The sequence below is a fragment of the Paenibacillus sp. MT124 genome (genome assembly GCF_058792755.1).
Map to the genome: position 1 here is coordinate 251192 of NZ_CM179500.1, position 16794 is coordinate 267985.

Here is a 16794-nt window from a genome sequence, read left to right on the forward strand (position 1 = left end):
AAGATGAAAGTGGGCCTGAGTACGTATAGCTTGTTGAACGATTTGAAGTCGGGCGAGATGACGGTTCTGGACGTGATCGACTGGATTGCGGCAAATGGCGGCGAGCATATGGAAATGGTTCCGTACGGCTACACGGTGGAAGATAACCCGGAGCTGGCTGATGCGATTCGGGAGCGTGCTGCTTCCGCAGGCATAGAGCTGTCCAATTACTCGATGCCAGCCAATTTTGTACAGGAGACGGAAGAGGCTTTTGAGGAAGAAATGGCCCGGGTCAAAAGGCATGTCGATGTCGTGCACCGAATGGGTGTCAAACATATGCGTCATGACGTGACGGCCTTTACCTTGCCGAAGGAAAACATGACCATTACCTGGTTTGAGCAGCATCTGCCGCTCATGGTTCGGGGAAGCCAGATTATCGCGGACTATGCCGCACAGTTCGGCATTACAACGACGATTGAGAACCATGGGTTCAGTGTGCAGGCAAGCGATCGGGTGCAACGAGTGCTGCAAGCTGTAGACCGCCCTAATTTCAAAACAACGCTGGACATTGGCAATTTTATGTGTGTGGATGAGCATCCGATAATCGGTGTCATGAAGAACTTGCCATACGCTTCCCTGGTTCATTTCAAGGACTTTTATTTCCGTCCATATGATGAACATCCGGGTGGTGGTGATTGGTTCACCACAACTCATGGCAATTTTCTGCGCGGAGCCATTGTGGGGCATGGAGATATCCCAATCCGGAAAATTGTGAAGCTGATCAAGGAATTCGGATATGATGGCAACATTACGGTGGAATTCGAAGGCATGGAAGAGTGTAAGTCTGCATCCCGAATTGCGATGGACAACCTGCGCCGATTTTGGAAAGAAGCATAAGGCAATCATTTGATTTTATATCTCGGGCCACTTTACTTTAAAGTGGCTTTTTTGGCTCTTTTACACGATTGTATTCGTGCAGACCGATCTGCGAGTGTCCTCTCAGTAAGCTAACATATATTGGTTCTGTGCAAGGACCAAGTTACGATCGTCACAAGTGTGATATACTTAATCTATTCAGCCTGGAAATTTACTGGCTATGGATGGGAGAGATCACTGATCTATGCAGGTATTCGAGGACTGGAATCAAAAGGTGAAAAAAACATTTAATGCGACAAACCCCGCGGTTGTACTGACGGTTTCGGAGGCAGGCAGTCTGCTCGGTTTATCTAAAGATCAAATGAAACTGTATGTGGACAAAAACAAGTTAACCAAGGTGCCCATTATGCGAAGCGTACATCGGTATTTGTTGCTGGAGAGCGAGATTGCCGACATCGTCAAGAAGAATAAATCCATATAGTCCTTACATCAGCCATCTTACCGACATGAGTTCGGAAGGTGGTTGTTTTTGTTTATATACAAGAAAAGGAGGAGAAACATGCTGAACCTGCTATCCAAATGGCTGTATAGTTGGGTGAACTGGAAATGGGTTTTGATCGCGATCCTGATCTTTGCCGGTTTTATTGCCTACATTTTGCCGTGGCAAGCAGAACAGTCTGAGAAAGCAACGGGTGGAGGGGCATCACCGGATTCGTCTTTCTTGTATTCTGCTGATGATCTGTACCAAATGGCCGAACAGTACGGAGAAACAGGCCAGCGTGCTTATGTAGAGGCGCGGTTCACCTTTGATCTCCTCTGGCCTATGGCCTATCTGTTTCTGCTGGTGATGCTTATATCCATGCTCTACCGCGTGCTCCCTGTAGAGAACCACTGGCGCCAAATCAACCTGCTTCCTGTTGGAGGCTGGGCCATGGATATGCTAGAAAATATAGGTGCTTCCATCGTTATGCTTCGTTATCCTGGACCCACACCCGTGATAGCCGAAATAACACCGATCTTTACCCTCTTGAAATGGTGTCTGATCTATGCCAGCTTCGCGGCGCTTGTACCGGGAATATGTATTTTGCTGACCCATTATATCAGGAGAGTCCGGGGATAAGATCTGACCGGAAAGGGTATTGCTTTAAAGAAGGAAATACCTGCTTGTCAAAGGACAACCTGTCCTATATACTCATGTCGCAAGCGGCAGGAATGGTTATCAAAACATGTGCTTAAGGAGATGAAGAACGCATGGCGATTAGTTTGAATGTGTATCTTGTAACGGATGGAAACGGAAAAGAAGCAGTCGCGTTCTACAAAGAGGTTTTTAACGCAGAAGTGTTGGCAATTCAGACATTTGGTGAAGGTCCGTCAAGTCCGGAGCATCCGATTCCGCCAGAAGCCAAGGACCGTATCATGCATGCTTCTCTGCAGATCGGGGGCTCAGTGCTCATGTTGTCGGATACGTTCCCGGGCATGCCTCATATCATTGGTAACAACATTAGTGTTACTGTGAATACGGATACCCCAGAGGAAGCCAAGCACATTTTCAACAGACTCGAAGTTGGTGGAGAGGTGAAAATGCCAATCCAGGAGACATTCTGGAGCCCGGCATACGGCATGGTTACGGACAAGTACGGCGTTCAGTTCCAAATTAGCTGTACACCCGGCCAAGCATAACCTTTTGTCTTCGTTCTATTCATAAAAAAAAGCAAAGACCTCCACTGCCTGATTTTATCACGCGAGCTGGAGGTCTTTTTGGCCTAGACTTGCTTTTGAATCTTGGAAGGATTGTTGATCTTATAGGGCACCGGATTTCGAGTGAGCTTCTTCTTAATGATCTTTGCTTCAAAAGTAAGGACATCTCCGACTTCAAGCCCCTGCTTCTTCATCGTGGCACTATGGCTGGACCAGGCTTCACCAAGTTCAACGTGATCAGGCTCGGTGATGGCCACGCCTTCATAAACGATAACTTCATCATCATTGTCGGAGAAATGGTTTGGAACCGTCGTAAATTCCTTGACGACTGCCGTCATTTTCACTTTGCCTTCAGGCAGGTCAATCTTGACCGATTTCGCCTTGCTTGCCGTCTTCGCCTTCGGTTTCGCTTCACTGCTTGTCCCGCCTTGTGGGCCAACATATTCCTCTACAAGTCCATCCGGGTCACCCTTCAGTCCGGAATGGCTTTCCCCGGCATCGATGTCCATGTCATTCAGATCCGATGGAATACCGTCCGAATCGGATATGGCATCCACGTGGACTGAAGCAGTAACAGCATGAGCTGCGTCCTCTGTCCGGGATACGTCCAATGGCTCACTCGCCTTATCCGTTTCTGCTGCCGTCACGGGTCTTACATTGTAGCTCGACGCTTGCATCTCTTTCAGATAAGAGGGATGAATGCAGTGTTTTTGTTCATTATCCAGTTGGATGACGGCAGCCATGTGATCCACATAACCAATGATGGTACAGGGCGTGTTCAGTCCGTTTCCTTTATAGTAGAACGTTTTGAGCTTGGTTGCTTTACCCGAAAGCAGGCCCCACTCCTTGCACTTTTCAATGAGTTCCTCATCGTTGTCCAGGGGAATGTACTGCTGAGGCTCTATCATAAAAGCATATGTCATTTCGTGATTCCGCCTTTCCCATTGTTTCTCCATTCATCGTTTCCAATTTACAATCAGTGTATCACAAGTATATACCCGAAGATGCATTTTATAAAAGTCGATCCAAGGCATGCCTATGATATAATTTGAGGAGAATACAGGACAGAAAATTGTTATAGAACCTTATTATACATATCCTCTGAAAGGATGATCACTGTGGAGAAAAAAGTGAATCCCCAGGCTCTATGGCTTGGGTTAGGGCTAGCACTGGGAGTGAGTATTGGTACGGCAACGGATCAGCTCGCCCTCGGCATTGCTTTTGGCGTGGCCCTTGGCGTCGTGATTGGATCAGTCGTAAGCAAACGGGCAATTGCCGGAACGGAAGATATGTTGACGGAACATGTCCGTGAACTCCGCAGACAGGAAGACTGGGAAGCGGCACTTCAATCTTCGGAAGATCATCCCGTACTCATCCTGAAGCACAGCACCACCTGCCCGATCAGCGCGAGAGCATACCGAGAATTTATGGCATTTGTGGGCTCCAACGCTTCCGATCCCAGACAGCAGATGGACTATCATATCGTCAAAGTCATCGAGAATCGCCCGCTCTCCCGCCGGATTGCGGAGGAAACAGAGGTACATCATGAATCACCACAGGTGCTGCTCCTGGATCAAGGGCAGGTCATCAAGCACACATCCCACGGCAAAATCACGAAAAAGAGACTGCTGCAATGGGCACAGAATCCGTTTGGATAAAGATCAAATCACTGATAGACCCGTTTTCTTTCAGCCATTGGCGAAGAAACGGGTCTATTTTTACGTTTTTTTTACACCCTGGCAGGGATTTCTTTACCCCCTTTTTACAGCGTTCAGGTATAAGATTTTACACGTAGCAGGTTGAAAGAACGGTAGAGAGAGGGAGGAAGGGCATATGGTCAATGATGCTTCTATGATCGGATTGGTTGTGCTGCTTTTCGTGGTGTTCTGGGGTTTCATTAAGTTCTGCGAGAGAGCCTAGGGCTATAGTCAGAGAGGGGAAGGTGCATATGACCGTTATAGGAATAATTGTGCTGGCACTGATAGTCTATCTGGGCTATGTGCTCGTGAAGCCGGAGAAGTTCTGAATCATTTGGATCGCAGATTAGGGAGGAACTATGGATATGGGTAGCGGTTTATTACAAGTGGCGGTCACGCTGCTGATCATCATCCTGCTGGTGAAACCGGTGGGTAGTTATCTGGTCAAGGTATTCGATGGCAAGCGGACAGGACTGGATCGAATCTTCGGTGGACCTGAACGACTGCTCTATCGATTAATGGGGCTTCGGGAGAATGAGTCGATGGGCTGGAAAAAGTACCTTTCAGCTGTGCTCATTTCCAACTTCGTCATGTTGATTTTGATGTTTCTGGTGCTGCGGCTGCAGCAGTTTCTGCCGCTCAACCCGGATGGCATCAGCAACATGCCTGCAGCGCAGGCGTTTAATACAGCAGCATCCTTCATGACCAACACCAACTGGCAGTCGTATACGGGCGAGAATGCCCTGTCGTATCTGTCACAGATGCTGGCCGTGACGTTCCCGATGTTTACATCAGCGGCAACGGGCTTCGCTGTAGCCATTGCGTTCATCCGCGGACTGGTTGGCCGGAGAGATGAACTGGGGAACTTTTATGTCGACCTGGTGCGGTCGATTACAAGAATTTTTTTGCCGCTGAGCTTCATTGTGGCCTTATTCCTGGTCTTTCAGGGTGTGCCGCAGACGCTTGCAGGGGCGGTGAACGCAACCACGCTGGAAGGCGGAGAGCAGACAATCACCCGCGGATTGGTTGCTTCACTCGAGTCAATTAAGCACATTGGTACGAATGGCGGCGGCTGGTTTGGAACCAATGCAGCACATCCCTTCGAGAATCCAACGGCGCTGGCGAATCTGGTCCACATTGTCTGCATGATGCTGCTGCCCACTGCACTGGTGTATGCATTCGGACTGATGGTAAACAACCGGAAGCAAGGCTGGGCATTGTTTGCAGCGATGAGCTTTCTGTTTCTCGTGATGCTCACGACTGTTTTTGTATCGGAGTACCGCGGTGTACCTGCGCTGGATGCCGCAGGCATTCAAGGGAATATGGAAGGGAAAGAGGTCAGGTTTGGGATAGCCGAATCGGCGTTATTCACGGCAGTGACTACAGCTGCGACAACGGGATCCGTCAACAATATGCATGAGTCGCTCACGCCGCTCGGCGGAATGGTGGCACTTGCTGAAATGATGCTCAATAACGTATTTGGCGGTAAAGGGGTAGGCCTGCTTAACGGATTGCTGTACGTCATTCTGGCCGTGTTTATCTCCGGACTGATGGTAGGACGGACACCTGAATTTCTGGGCAAAAAAATTGAAGGGAAAGAAGTAAAGCTCGCATCGATTGCGCTGCTGATTCATCCCTTGATTATTTTGGCTCCAACTGCACTGGCGCTTATGCGGCCCGAAGCGGTAGCCTCGATTTCAAATTCAGGCATGCATGGCCTGACCGAAGTGCTTTATGCTTTTGCATCGGGTGCTGCCAATAATGGGTCCGCTTTTGCCGGACTGAATGCCAATACCGACTTTTACAATATCGCCATTGGTGTGGTGATGCTTCTGGGAAGGTACATCTCCATGATTGCCATGCTCGCGATTGCAGGATCCCTGGCAACGAAACGAGTAGTTCCGGTAACAACGGGTACACTTCGTACACATACCCCTTTATTCGCAGGGATTCTGGTGATGATGATTGTGGTGGTCGGAGCGCTCACCTTCTTCCCATCACTGGCGCTTGGGCCGATCGCTGAGCATTTGGCGATGCTCCGGTAATGGATGGACGGTCTATGAAGTGGATTACGGAAGTACAGCAAGGATGTTAAGCATGGAGGTGCACGAAATTAATGGGTGCTATAGAGCGAAAGAAGGAACACATGGTGGAAGGAACAAGTAACCAAGCAATTGCAGAAACAGACAACGAAGCATACAGACCAAGCGGAAAGGGTGAGGGAAAGGAGATTAATCCCCGCCAACAAGGTCCAGGCAAAAGGAGATTAAGCGGGGACATCGTACGGCAGGCTTCTCTGGACGCCTTTAAGAAACTTAATCCGATGGTCATGATCAAAAATCCCGTCATGTTTATCGTGGAAGTTGGCACGTTCATTACGCTGCTCTTATGTATCGATCCCGATCTTTTTGCTGCATCGGAAGCGGGACGGGGGTACAACGTTGCGGTGTTCCTCATCCTGTTGTTCACACTGCTGTTTGCCAACTTTGCTGAAGCGCTCGCCGAAGGCCGGGGCAAAGCCCAGGCAGATACCCTGCGCAAGACGAAATCGGATACGACCGCCAAATTGATGCAAAAGGATGGGACAATTCGGCAAGTATCATCGACTCAGTTGAAAAAGGGAGATATTGTCCGCGTGGAAGCAGGAGAACTGATCCCCACGGACGGCGAAATTATCGAGGGTTTGGCCTCCATAGACGAATCGGCCATCACGGGTGAATCAGCTCCGGTCATTAAGGAAGCAGGCGGTGATTTTTCCTCCGTGACGGGAGGTACACGAGTCACTTCCGACTATATCGTCATGCGTGTACAGACCGATCCGGGAGAATCCTTCCTTGACCGGATGATCTCTCTGGTTGAAGGTGCGCAGCGTCAGAAAACGCCAAACGAAATCGCGCTGACCACGCTACTGGCCGTATTGACCCTGATTTTCCTGATCGTCATTCTGACGATGGTTCCGATGGCAAGTTACCTAGGCATTCGCCTTGATTTGGCGACATTGATCGCCTTGCTGGTTTGCCTTATTCCTACAACAATAGGGGGCCTGTTGTCCGCAATCGGGATTGCCGGAATGGACCGGGTCACGCAGTTCAACGTGCTTGCCATGTCAGGGAAAGCGGTGGAAGCGGCGGGGGATATTGATACGCTGATTCTCGACAAGACCGGAACAATTACGTACGGAAATCGTATGGCCTCAGAGTTCATTCCCGTTCAGGGTGCAACCGTGCAGGAGATGACCCGAGCAGCGTTGCAGGCTTCGGTTCGTGATGAGACGCCGGAAGGACGCTCCGTGGTGGAGCTTACAGGCAAGCAGGGAGAGCGCTGGCCGGAGCAGGAATATGCAGATGCGGAAAGTGTGGAGTTTACCGCCGAGACCCGTATGTCGGGTCTCAATCTGGGCAGCGGAATGCAGATTCGCAAGGGCGCAGTAGATGCCATCAAGCATCATATCGCTTCCCGGGGTGGACGAATTCCTGCCGATCTGGATGACATCGCCAATCGCATTGCCAAGGCTGGAGGCACTCCCCTTGCTGTTGCGATCGATGACCGGATCTACGGTGTAATCTACCTGAAGGATACAGTGAAGCCGGGTCTGAAGGAGAAGTTTGCCGAGATGCGGTCCATGGGCATCAAAACGATCATGTGTACAGGCGACAACCCTCTAACAGCAGCCACGATTGCACTGGAAGCAGGCGTGGATGACTTTATTGCTGAAGCGAAGCCGGAAGACAAGATCACCGCGATCAAAAAAGAGCAGCAGGCAGGCAAGCTCGTCGCCATGACCGGCGACGGGACCAATGATGCGCCTGCCCTGGCGCAGGCCGATGTGGGCCTGGCAATGAATTCGGGTACCATGGCGGCCAAGGAAGCGGCCAACATGATTGACCTGGATTCCGACCCGACCAAGCTGCTGTCGGTGGTCTCCATTGGGAAGCAGCTTTTGATTACACGTGGGGCGCTAACCACCTTTTCGATATCGAATGATATTGCGAAATACTTTGCCATTATCCCGGCGATGTTTATTATCGCTATGCCGCAGCTCCAATCACTGAATATTATGAATCTGGCTTCACCGCAATCGGCCATTCTGTCAGCATTGATCTTTAACGCAATCATCATCCCACTGCTCATTCCGATTGCGATGAAGGGCGTAAAGTACCGGGCCATGTCTGCCGAGCGGCTGCTCGGACGCAATGTGTTGATCTATGGCGTGGGTGGTGTGATTGTACCCTTTATCGGGATTAAGCTGATTGACCTGATTCTTTCGGGGCTTTTTTAACAATAAATTAAAAGAAATTTGGATTTACACGCTAACGGAGATCCCCATATTTTCACCTTGGGAGCTTTAATCAAAAAATCTGGGGGTAAGAGCGATCGAAAGGTTGTTCAGACCACGCAGTGCGATAGTTTAACAAATTTATTCAAATTGACAAATAACGAAATCAGGATGTGACTGATATGAAGACCATACTGCCTGCCATCCGCTTGTCAGTTGTACTTATGCTGATCTGCGGCGTCGTGTATCCGATGGTGACGACTGCTGCCGCACAGCTGCTGTTTCCAGCAAAAGCGAATGGGAGCCTGATTACCCAAAACGGAAAAGTGATCGGTTCATCCCTGCTGGCACAGGAAATAGAATCACCGGCCATGTTCCAACCCCGTGCATCCAACGCGAGTTATGACCCGACGGCATCGGCAGGCTCGAATCGGGCTGTAGCCTCGGCGGAGTATATCGGTGAGATGAAAGATAAGATTGCTCAGCTTAGACAGGAAAATCCAACACTGCAGCAGATTCCTGCCGATCTGGTGACTGGTTCCGGCTCAGGTCTGGATCCTGACCTTTCGCCTGAAGCAGCAAAAGCACAAATCCCTCGAATTAGTCAGGCGACGGGTCTTCGTGAGCAGCAGCTCGTAGAACTTGTGGAAGCGCATGTTCAAGGACGTCAGCTCGGCATATTCGGCGAGCCGCGTGTCAATGTGACTGCACTGAATCTGGCACTGACGGCAGAGCTGAACTAGCTTGCAGGAATATATCTGAGCTCAGTCAAAAGCGACATGGATTGCCTTATCTATCATTGGCCTTCTTCCGGATTTCGGAAGGGGCTTTCTCCATTTTAGATCATTGGAATGGAAAGGAGACATCAACGGATGCATGAGAGCTTCAAGCGCAGATCAGCCGACGACATTCTGAAGATGATTACGAAGCTTCAGCAGGGCACGCTCACCATCTATATCGGTCCGGTCAGCGGTTCAGGCAAAACCTATCATATGTTAAGAGAAGGAAATACGCTGCGCCAGCAAGGCATTGATGTTGTGATCTGCGCGGTTTCGACCATGCAAAGACCCGAAACCGTGGAACAGCTCGGCGAGCTTGAACGGATCCCGAGTATTCACTGGTACCGACAGAAAGATGGCATGGAGATGAAGGATCTGAACTTGAAGGCTTTGCTGGAGCGCAATCCGGAAGTGGTGCTCGTTGACGGACTGGCGCATAGAAACCGCGAGGGAGCTCTGCATGCTACGAGACTGGAGGATATTCAGTATCTGCTGAAACACAACATCAGTGTCATCACAACGGTGAACGTCTACGAGCTGGAAGGGTATACCGAACTGGCCCGTAAACTCACAGGTATTGCAGCAGAGTATACCGTTCCTGCGGGGACACTTGAATTGGCTGACGAAGTGAAGCTGATCGATGTGACACCGGAAACGATTTTGACCCGGCTTGCTGAAGGACATTTGAAGGGGTATGAGGGAGAGGCTTTTTTTAGACAAGGCAACCTGGGCATTTTACGGGAACTGGCGCTGAAACTCGTTGCTGAAGGGGTCAATGAATCGCTGCGGGAACACCGGGAAGAGATGGGCATTACCATGACAACAGGCATCATGGAGCGGGTGCTGGTTTCGACCCAATATCATTGGAATGGATCCATTTATATTCGAAGAGGGCAGCAGATTGCGAAGAGACTGAATGGTGATTTATGCGTGGTCACTTTCCGCGACATGAAGAAGGCATTAACCAAGGAGGCCACGGTATTTCGCCGAAACATGATCAAGCTGGTGGAGAAATTCGGAGGAGCATTTGAAGAATTGCCCATGACCCATCGTCGCAGGATTCCATCCGCCTTGGCACGTTATGCTGCCAGACAGCAGATTACGCGTATTGTGATGGGTCACTCACGTCATACCCGCTGGCAGGAGCTATGGCAAGGTTCAGTCATCAATTCGCTCCTGCACAAGCTGCAGGGGGTAGATCTGTTCCTGCTTGCAGACCGAACCGAACTGGATGGAGAACGATTACTTCCTGCGAAATTGCCGGATACCCGCAGCACAACCTATCGCAGATTAAGCGATCAAGAAGTGAAGAAACAGATCGGCCAGATTCAGCGGGGCAAATTCAAAGTATACATCGGTGCAGCCCCGGGCGTAGGCAAAACCTATATGATGCTCCGGGAAGGCAACGATCTGCTCCGCAAAGGCATTGATGTCCGAATCGGCTTGCTGGAAACGCACAATCGGGCTGAGACCATGGAACAGATCGGACAGCTGCTTGTCATACCACGGGATCGCCGGACATATCAGGGAGTAGCATTGGAGGAAATGGATACGGAGGCTATTCTCCGTCTTTGCCCGGAAGTTGTGTTGGTGGACGAACTGGCCCATACCAATGTACCCGGAAGCTTAAGGAAAAAACGTTACGAAGACGTGCTTCAGCTGCTGGATGCAGGGATCTCGGTCATTACGACTGTTAACGTGCAGCATCTGGAAAGCCTGAACGATGCCGTAGAGCACATTACGGGAATTCGGGTCCGGGAGACGGTGCCGGATCAGATTCTGCAAATGGCAGATGAAGTGCAGTTAATCGATGTTGCACCTCAGGCCTTGCGGCAGCGCATGCGGGAAGGTAAAATCTATGCAGCAGCCAAGGTGGAGCAGGCACTTGCGAATTTCTTCCGCATCGGTAATCTGATTGCATTGCGGGAACTTGCCCTGCGTGAACTGGCCGATGATGTGGATGAACGGCTGGAAGCGAAGGAGCAAAAAAGTGCACTTCGGGGCCCTTGGCGAAGACAGGAAGCAGTCTTTGTCTGTGTAAGCAGTGACAAACATGCGGAGCGGTTAATTCGCCGTGGGTTTCGCACGGCTTATCGGTTGAAGGCCGTATGGCATGTACATCATGTACATGTTGGCAAGGCAATGAGTGACGAAGTCAAGGATCAGCTGAAGGCCCTGGAACAGTTAACCGTCAGGCTGGGTGGTGAATTTCATATTCATCACAGTGAGAAACTGAGGGAAGTATCAAGTATTTTGGCAAGCAAGGCAGCACAGGAAAAAGCAACACAGCTGGTGGTTGGTCAAGCGAAGAGGCTCTGGTGGCTAAATGGCTATCGTGGTGCCGGATCGGTGGTCAATCGGCTGGTACGGCTGTCCAGATATATGGATGTATTAATAGTTGCAGATTACGATTATGATCCAAGCGGGATGTGAACAGTACAGTGCCTGAACGAAACACAGAAGAGAAGGGGAATCCTCCTTTGCACCGGGTTTCCCAATATGTATGGGTAACCATTGGCATTACCTTGTTAACCCCACTGCTTCATGTCATCGGCATGAGTAGTGATCTGGTTAACGTCTCGCTCATTTACCTGTTTCCCATTTTGGTGAGCGCCGTTTACTGGGGATTGGGCCCTGCAATCTACGCAGCGAGTCTTAGCGTAATCATGTTTGACTTCTTTTTTGTACCTCCGAATCTCAGTTTTACCGTTGCAGATTTGCGATATATTTTTTCTTTTGTTGTGTATTTGGCAGTAGCCGTATTAACCGCCACGCTTTCCAGTCGCTTGCGTCAGCAGCTGGAGATGGTTAGGCAGCGTGAGGCTACAACCAATTCATTGTATGCGCTCAGCCGCCAGATGACGGCTGTTACAGATCTGGATACACTGGTCCATCATATTGCGAAGCAAGTATCACACACACTGGGTACCCAGGCTGCCGTATATCTGCCTGATGCTCATGATGAGCTGAAAGTAACAGCATCTGCCGATGACCTGGGAACCGCAGTCTGGGGTGGAGAGGAATCAGAGATTGCGATTGCCAAATGGGTGTACAGGAAAGGCGAAACTGCGGGGAAAGGTTCTACCAGTCTACGGGAATCCTCCGGTCTATACGTTCCCTTGCGTACGGAAGATCAGATACATGGCGTGCTTGCCGTTCGTATGAAGGCCAGTGATATTCAGGAGCAGCGGGAACAGCTGCAATTGCTGGAGGCCTGTGGAGGGCTGGCAGCCAGTGCGATCGCTCGCGTCAAACTGGCAGAGGAAGCAAGGGTGGCACAGATGACTGCCGAATCAGAGCGCATTCGCACGGCTTTGCTGGACTCTGTGTCCCACGAACTGCGAACGCCCTTAACGACGATCATTGGATCCGCTACAGGATTGATCGAGAATGACGCCATCTTTACCCCGGAAGACCGGAAGGAGCTGACGGGCAATATTCGGGATGGTGCCATGCGCATGAACCGATTGGTGAGCAATTTACTGGGCATGGTGAAGCTGGAGAGCGGTATGCTGCAGCTGCGCAGGAAATGGTGTGACGTCGGGGACATGATCAGCGTGGTGTTAACGCAAGTAAGGGAATTCAGCAAGCATCGGAGCATTCGTGTGGATTTGCCGGATCAACCGTTATTTATATGTGGAGATGAAGTGCTGCTGGAACAGGTGCTGATCAATGTGGTCAGCAATGCCATTAAATATTCTCCTGACTATAGCGAGATTGTCCTCACTGTTACGAGGGATGAGAGAAACGACACGTTGACCATTGTGGTAGTGGACACTGGCGTAGGTATTCCCGATGCCGACATGGAGCGGATTTTTGAAAAGTTTTACCGGTCGGAATCCTCTCGTCATGTGACGGGCACAGGACTGGGACTGGCTATATGCAAAGGGATTGTTGAAGTTCACGGAGGAACGATTGAAGCAGATCACAATCCGGGAGGCGGAACAAGAATGAGCATCTGTTTGCCCATGGAAGCGCCGGAAGCATTATTTCCCTATAGAGGACAAGGAGAGGTTGAGTAACATGACGGCATCGCAAGGGGCACGCATATTGGTTGTAGATGATGAACCACAGATTCGCAAACTGCTGAAGGTGACCCTGCAGGCTCATCAATTCGAGATTCATGAATGTGGAGATGGCGACGAGGCTGTCATACAGGCGAGCATCGTTCATCCGGATCTGATCATACTCGATCTGGGTCTGCCGGGGATGTCCGGGATGGACGTGCTGCATCGCGTTCGCGAATGGACACAGGTGCCCATTATTGTACTGACGGCTAAGGAGCGCGAGGAAGACAAGATTGCTGCGCTTGACGGTGGGGCCGATGATTATGTAACGAAGCCGTTTGGCATGGGTGAACTGGTTGCCCGGATTCGGGTTGCACTTCGGCATGTGGCGAAGACAACCGATGAACCAGTGCTGCGTTTTGGGTCTCTCACTGTAGATCTGGCACAAAGGCAGGTGGAGCTGGACGGTTTGCCGATCAAATTAACACCCACAGAGTACGATATGCTCAAGGTTCTGGCCTCTAACGCCGGAAAGATCATTACCCAGCGCCAGCTGCTGCAACAGGTATGGGGCGGGCATCATCACGAATCTGATAGTCATTATCTGAGGGTTTACGTGGGTCATCTGCGCAAAAAATTAAAGGAAGACCCTACGCGGCCGCGATTCATCCAGACCGAGCCAGGAATTGGCTATCGCTTTTTGCTTCAGGATTAGTTTGGAAATGTAATAAGAATCCCATAAAAAAGCGCCGGAGCCTCCTGAATTTACAGAGGTCTTCGGCGCTTTTCTAATCATCAATGAAATAAAAATGATCTTTTGCTTTAGGATGTATACCTTGGCAGCCAATCCCCATGAGCCTCAATCAGTTCATCGCACATGGCAACGATGTCATCAATGGACAGCTCGGCAGCAGTGTGCGGATCCAGCATGGCGGCATGATAGATATGTTCCTTTTTGCCCGTCATGGCCGCTTCAATCGTCAGCAGCTGGGTGTTGATGTTGGTACGGTTCAGTGCCGCCAGCTGTGGGGGCAGGTCGCCAATGTAAGTTGGGCTGATTCCGGATCCGTCCACCAGACATGGCACCTCGACACAGGCCTCACGAGGCAGGTTGGTAATCAGGCCGGTATTCATTACATTACCGCCGATTTTGTATGGACGGTCCGTTTCCATCGCTTCCATAATGTGCGAAGCGTATTCACGACTGCGGGTATGTTCAATATTTTCGCTGGCAAACAGCTTCTCGCGCATTTCCTTCCATCCTTCAATCTGGTTCACGCAGCGGCGTGGATACTCATCCAGCGGTATGTTGAAGCGTTCGATCAATTCCGGATAATTCCGTTTGATAAAGTATGGATGATACTCGGCATTATGCTCGGAAGACTCCGTTACGTAGTATCCAAAACGATTCATCAGCTCGAAACGCACCATATCATGATGCTGCTCCTTCTGTTTCTCCCTCGCCAGACGTTTAATCTCCGGATACAGATCCTGGCCATCTCTCGTTACTTCCAGCAGCCAGGCCATATGGTTGATTCCTGCCACTTTTGCAACTACGCCTGTCTGATCCATTCCCAGTGCTTCAAACAGGTGAGGCACACATACCTGCACGCTGTGGCACAGACCTACCGTTTTGATTCCTCCATGCACGTTCATGACATTGGTGAGTACGGCCATCGGGTTGGTGTAATTCAGGAACCAGGCGTCAGGACACACTTCCTGCATGTCCCGGGCAAAGTCGAGCATGACCGGAATGGTACGCAAATTACGGAAAATACCGCCAATGCCGAGGGTGTCGGCAATCGTCTGACGCAGTCCGTATTTCTTCGGTATTTCGAAGTCCGTAATTGTACATGGATCATATCCACCCACTTGAATGGCGTTAATGACATATTTGGCACCGCGCAGCGCTTCTTTGCGGTCGGTATATTTTTTTACAGAACAACGGCTTCCGAGAGAACGACCCATACTGGTCAGCAGTCGCTCCGAATCATTCAGCCGCTCGGCATCAATATCAAACAAGGCCAATTCAAAATCCTGCAGTGCTTCAGTCATCATGACGTCACCTAATACATTTTTGACAAAAACGGTGCTGCCTGCACCGAGAAACGTAATTTTGTTCATCTCAAGTCCAGCCTCCCTGAATAATGGTGTACCCCAACTATAGGCCGATCCGGCTTATATAACTATGGTTCAACCTCTCCCATACATGGCATAATCCCATTTTTGGTCCCGCTTTCAGCTGATATTTCCCAGGTTCACCTGTTATAATTTAAAATGAAAAAATAGATGCGGAGGAAGGGAAGGGGTGGGAGGATGACACCGATTGAGTTTAATGTGATGCCCATGGACTGGACACAGATGGAGCTGGTGCTGTTGTTTTTCGGCTGGCAAGCCTGCGATCCTTCTCATTATTGGGGTCCAGGGGTGCGAGATTCCTATGTGGTTCATTACATTCATGAGGGATGGGGAACGGTGCATATGGAGGATAAGGAATACCGGCTGACCCAGGGTCAGGGCTTCGTCATTCTCCCGGATACCATTATCCATTATGAGGCCGATGCGAAGGAGCCATGGACGTACTCTTGGTTCGGGTTTAAGGGCGTCCATGCCAAGACATTTATGCAGAGGGCAAAACTGAGTTCGGCACATCCTGTATTTGATGCCAGAGATCCGAAGGTCATGGATGGTTTGTATGCAGACATGACTCAGGCCTCATCACGCAATGGCGGAGATGTTTTTAGCCAGAGTCTGTTATACCGTTTAATTGCCGAACTGATATCCTCCTCCCCCGATGAGGACAAGCCGCAGAGGCCCCTTTCCACCAAGGATGAATACATCAGACAAGCCGTCCAGTTTATGGAGAACAGGTACAGCCAGAAGACGTCCATCCTTGATATTGCGCAGTCCGTTCGCTTGGATCGTACGTATCTGTCCGGTCTTTTTAAGGAGAAGTACGGGAAGTCGCTTCAGGCATTCTTTCTTGAATACCGGATGAATCGTGCGGCAGAACTGCTGCAGAGCTCGACGCTTTCAGTCAGCGAGGTTGCCCACTCCGTGGGATATACCGATCCGCTTTTATTTTCCAAGATGTTCAAGCGAGTGACAGGAGTATCCCCCAAAGAATCAAGACAACGAGGTTAGCCTGCAGAGCTGTTTCAAATTTGAATAAATGCTTTGATCATTATCTGTGAGCCAGCTATACTGGTACAGAATGCATTTCAATTGAATATGTGGAACTGGGTGCTTTACCTTCGGGTAGAAGCTTAATAGGGAAGACCGGTGTGATGCCGGCGCGGTCCCGCCACTGTAACAGAGGAGTTATGCAGCGTTATGCCACTGGTTTAGACCGGGAAGGTGCTGCAATGACGAGGATTCTGGAGCCAGGAGACCTGCCTAGTTTAACAACACAGTAGTACCTACGGGAGATAGGAAGGTGTTTAGAGAGCATGATTTTTTCTGAAAATCTGTTTATTTAAGAC

General features: G+C 50.1%; 15 protein-coding genes and 1 riboswitch. Of the genes, 13 read left to right on the plus strand and 2 right to left on the minus strand.

Going from position 1 to position 16794, the window contains the following annotated elements; all coding sequences use genetic code 11:
• The first annotated feature begins 3 nt into the window (after positions 1–3).
• From AC3RCI_RS01175 to AC3RCI_RS01190, 4 genes are all read left to right on the plus strand, one after another.
• Positions 4–876: a sugar phosphate isomerase/epimerase family protein gene (locus AC3RCI_RS01175; protein WP_354480153.1), complete on the plus strand. Its 873-nt coding sequence runs from the start codon at positions 4–6 to the stop codon at positions 874–876.
• A 223-nt stretch (positions 877–1099) separates the two neighbouring features.
• A complete protein-coding gene (locus tag AC3RCI_RS01180) occupies positions 1100–1336 on the plus strand; it encodes a MerR family transcriptional regulator (protein WP_154896801.1) in 237 nt (78 codons plus the stop codon).
• A gap of 78 nt (positions 1337–1414) precedes the next feature.
• Complete coding sequence (locus AC3RCI_RS01185) at positions 1415–1975, plus strand: hypothetical protein (protein WP_492527325.1); 561 nt, start codon at positions 1415–1417, stop codon at positions 1973–1975.
• Between the two features lie 131 nt (positions 1976–2106).
• Complete coding sequence (locus AC3RCI_RS01190; protein ID WP_492527326.1) at positions 2107–2535, plus strand: VOC family protein; 429 nt, start codon at positions 2107–2109, stop codon at positions 2533–2535.
• 83 nt (positions 2536–2618) lie between these two features.
• Here AC3RCI_RS01190 and AC3RCI_RS01195 read toward each other — a convergent pair whose 3' ends face one another.
• Positions 2619–3476, minus strand: a complete 858-nt coding sequence (locus tag AC3RCI_RS01195; protein ID WP_492527327.1) for a hypothetical protein — start codon at positions 3474–3476, stop codon at positions 2619–2621.
• A 195-nt stretch (positions 3477–3671) separates the two neighbouring features.
• Here AC3RCI_RS01195 and ytxJ point away from each other — a divergent pair, with 195 nt between their 5' ends.
• The 8 genes from ytxJ (at position 3672) to AC3RCI_RS01235 (ending at position 14027) form a co-directional block, all read left to right on the plus strand.
• Complete coding sequence (ytxJ, locus tag AC3RCI_RS01200) at positions 3672–4211, plus strand: bacillithiol system redox-active protein YtxJ (protein ID WP_390586888.1); 540 nt, start codon at positions 3672–3674, stop codon at positions 4209–4211.
• A gap of 290 nt (positions 4212–4501) precedes the next feature.
• The gene (locus tag AC3RCI_RS01205) at positions 4502–4579 is read left to right on the plus strand and encodes a potassium-transporting ATPase subunit F (protein WP_419720073.1); all 78 of its coding nucleotides are present in this window, start codon (positions 4502–4504) and stop codon (positions 4577–4579) included.
• A 36-nt stretch (positions 4580–4615) separates the two neighbouring features.
• On the plus strand, positions 4616–6295 hold the full coding sequence (gene kdpA / locus AC3RCI_RS01210) for a potassium-transporting ATPase subunit KdpA (protein WP_492527328.1): 1680 nt from the start codon (positions 4616–4618) through the stop codon (positions 6293–6295).
• A 71-nt stretch (positions 6296–6366) separates the two neighbouring features.
• A complete protein-coding gene (kdpB, locus tag AC3RCI_RS01215; protein WP_492527329.1) occupies positions 6367–8529 on the plus strand; it encodes a potassium-transporting ATPase subunit KdpB in 2163 nt (720 codons plus the stop codon).
• Between the two features lie 179 nt (positions 8530–8708).
• Positions 8709–9269: a potassium-transporting ATPase subunit KdpC gene (kdpC, locus tag AC3RCI_RS01220; protein ID WP_492527330.1), complete on the plus strand. Its 561-nt coding sequence runs from the start codon at positions 8709–8711 to the stop codon at positions 9267–9269.
• Positions 9270–9398: 129 nt separating this feature from the next.
• On the plus strand, positions 9399–11738 hold the full coding sequence (locus AC3RCI_RS01225; protein ID WP_492527331.1) for a histidine kinase: 2340 nt from the start codon (positions 9399–9401) through the stop codon (positions 11736–11738).
• Between the two features lie 8 nt (positions 11739–11746).
• The gene (locus tag AC3RCI_RS01230; RefSeq protein WP_492527332.1) at positions 11747–13327 is read left to right on the plus strand and encodes an ATP-binding protein; all 1581 of its coding nucleotides are present in this window, start codon (positions 11747–11749) and stop codon (positions 13325–13327) included.
• Between the two features lies 1 nt (position 13328).
• On the plus strand, positions 13329–14027 hold the full coding sequence (locus tag AC3RCI_RS01235; protein WP_492527333.1) for a response regulator: 699 nt from the start codon (positions 13329–13331) through the stop codon (positions 14025–14027).
• A gap of 107 nt (positions 14028–14134) precedes the next feature.
• On the opposite strand, the gene AC3RCI_RS01240 is transcribed toward AC3RCI_RS01235, so the two are convergent.
• Positions 14135–15436: an alpha-glucosidase/alpha-galactosidase gene (locus AC3RCI_RS01240; RefSeq protein WP_492527334.1), complete on the minus strand. Its 1302-nt coding sequence runs from the start codon at positions 15434–15436 to the stop codon at positions 14135–14137.
• A gap of 192 nt (positions 15437–15628) precedes the next feature.
• On the opposite strand from AC3RCI_RS01240, the gene AC3RCI_RS01245 reads away from it, so the two are divergent.
• On the plus strand, positions 15629–16456 hold the full coding sequence (locus AC3RCI_RS01245) for an AraC family ligand binding domain-containing protein (protein ID WP_492527335.1): 828 nt from the start codon (positions 15629–15631) through the stop codon (positions 16454–16456).
• An 80-nt stretch (positions 16457–16536) separates the two neighbouring features.
• Positions 16537–16726: riboswitch (cobalamin riboswitch) on the plus strand.
• The last annotated feature ends 68 nt before the right edge of the window (positions 16727–16794 follow it).

Coding starts and splice junctions, on each gene's coding strand:
- AC3RCI_RS01175 (WP_354480153.1), top strand. CDS start 4: ATGAAAGTGGGCCTGAGTACGTATAGCTTGTTGAACGATTTGAAGTCG.
- AC3RCI_RS01180 (WP_154896801.1), top strand. CDS start 1,100: ATGCAGGTATTCGAGGACTGGAATCAAAAGGTGAAAAAAACATTTAAT.
- AC3RCI_RS01185 (WP_492527325.1), top strand. CDS start 1,415: ATGCTGAACCTGCTATCCAAATGGCTGTATAGTTGGGTGAACTGGAAA.
- AC3RCI_RS01190 (WP_492527326.1), top strand. CDS start 2,107: ATGGCGATTAGTTTGAATGTGTATCTTGTAACGGATGGAAACGGAAAA.
- AC3RCI_RS01195 (WP_492527327.1), bottom strand. CDS start 3,476: ATGACATATGCTTTTATGATAGAGCCTCAGCAGTACATTCCCCTGGAC.
- AC3RCI_RS01205 (WP_419720073.1), top strand. CDS start 4,502: ATGACCGTTATAGGAATAATTGTGCTGGCACTGATAGTCTATCTGGGC.
- kdpA (WP_492527328.1), top strand. CDS start 4,616: ATGGGTAGCGGTTTATTACAAGTGGCGGTCACGCTGCTGATCATCATC.
- kdpB (WP_492527329.1), top strand. CDS start 6,367: ATGGGTGCTATAGAGCGAAAGAAGGAACACATGGTGGAAGGAACAAGT.
- kdpC (WP_492527330.1), top strand. CDS start 8,709: ATGAAGACCATACTGCCTGCCATCCGCTTGTCAGTTGTACTTATGCTG.
- AC3RCI_RS01225 (WP_492527331.1), top strand. CDS start 9,399: ATGCATGAGAGCTTCAAGCGCAGATCAGCCGACGACATTCTGAAGATG.
- AC3RCI_RS01235 (WP_492527333.1), top strand. CDS start 13,329: ATGACGGCATCGCAAGGGGCACGCATATTGGTTGTAGATGATGAACCA.
- AC3RCI_RS01240 (WP_492527334.1), bottom strand. CDS start 15,436: ATGAACAAAATTACGTTTCTCGGTGCAGGCAGCACCGTTTTTGTCAAA.
- AC3RCI_RS01245 (WP_492527335.1), top strand. CDS start 15,629: ATGACACCGATTGAGTTTAATGTGATGCCCATGGACTGGACACAGATG.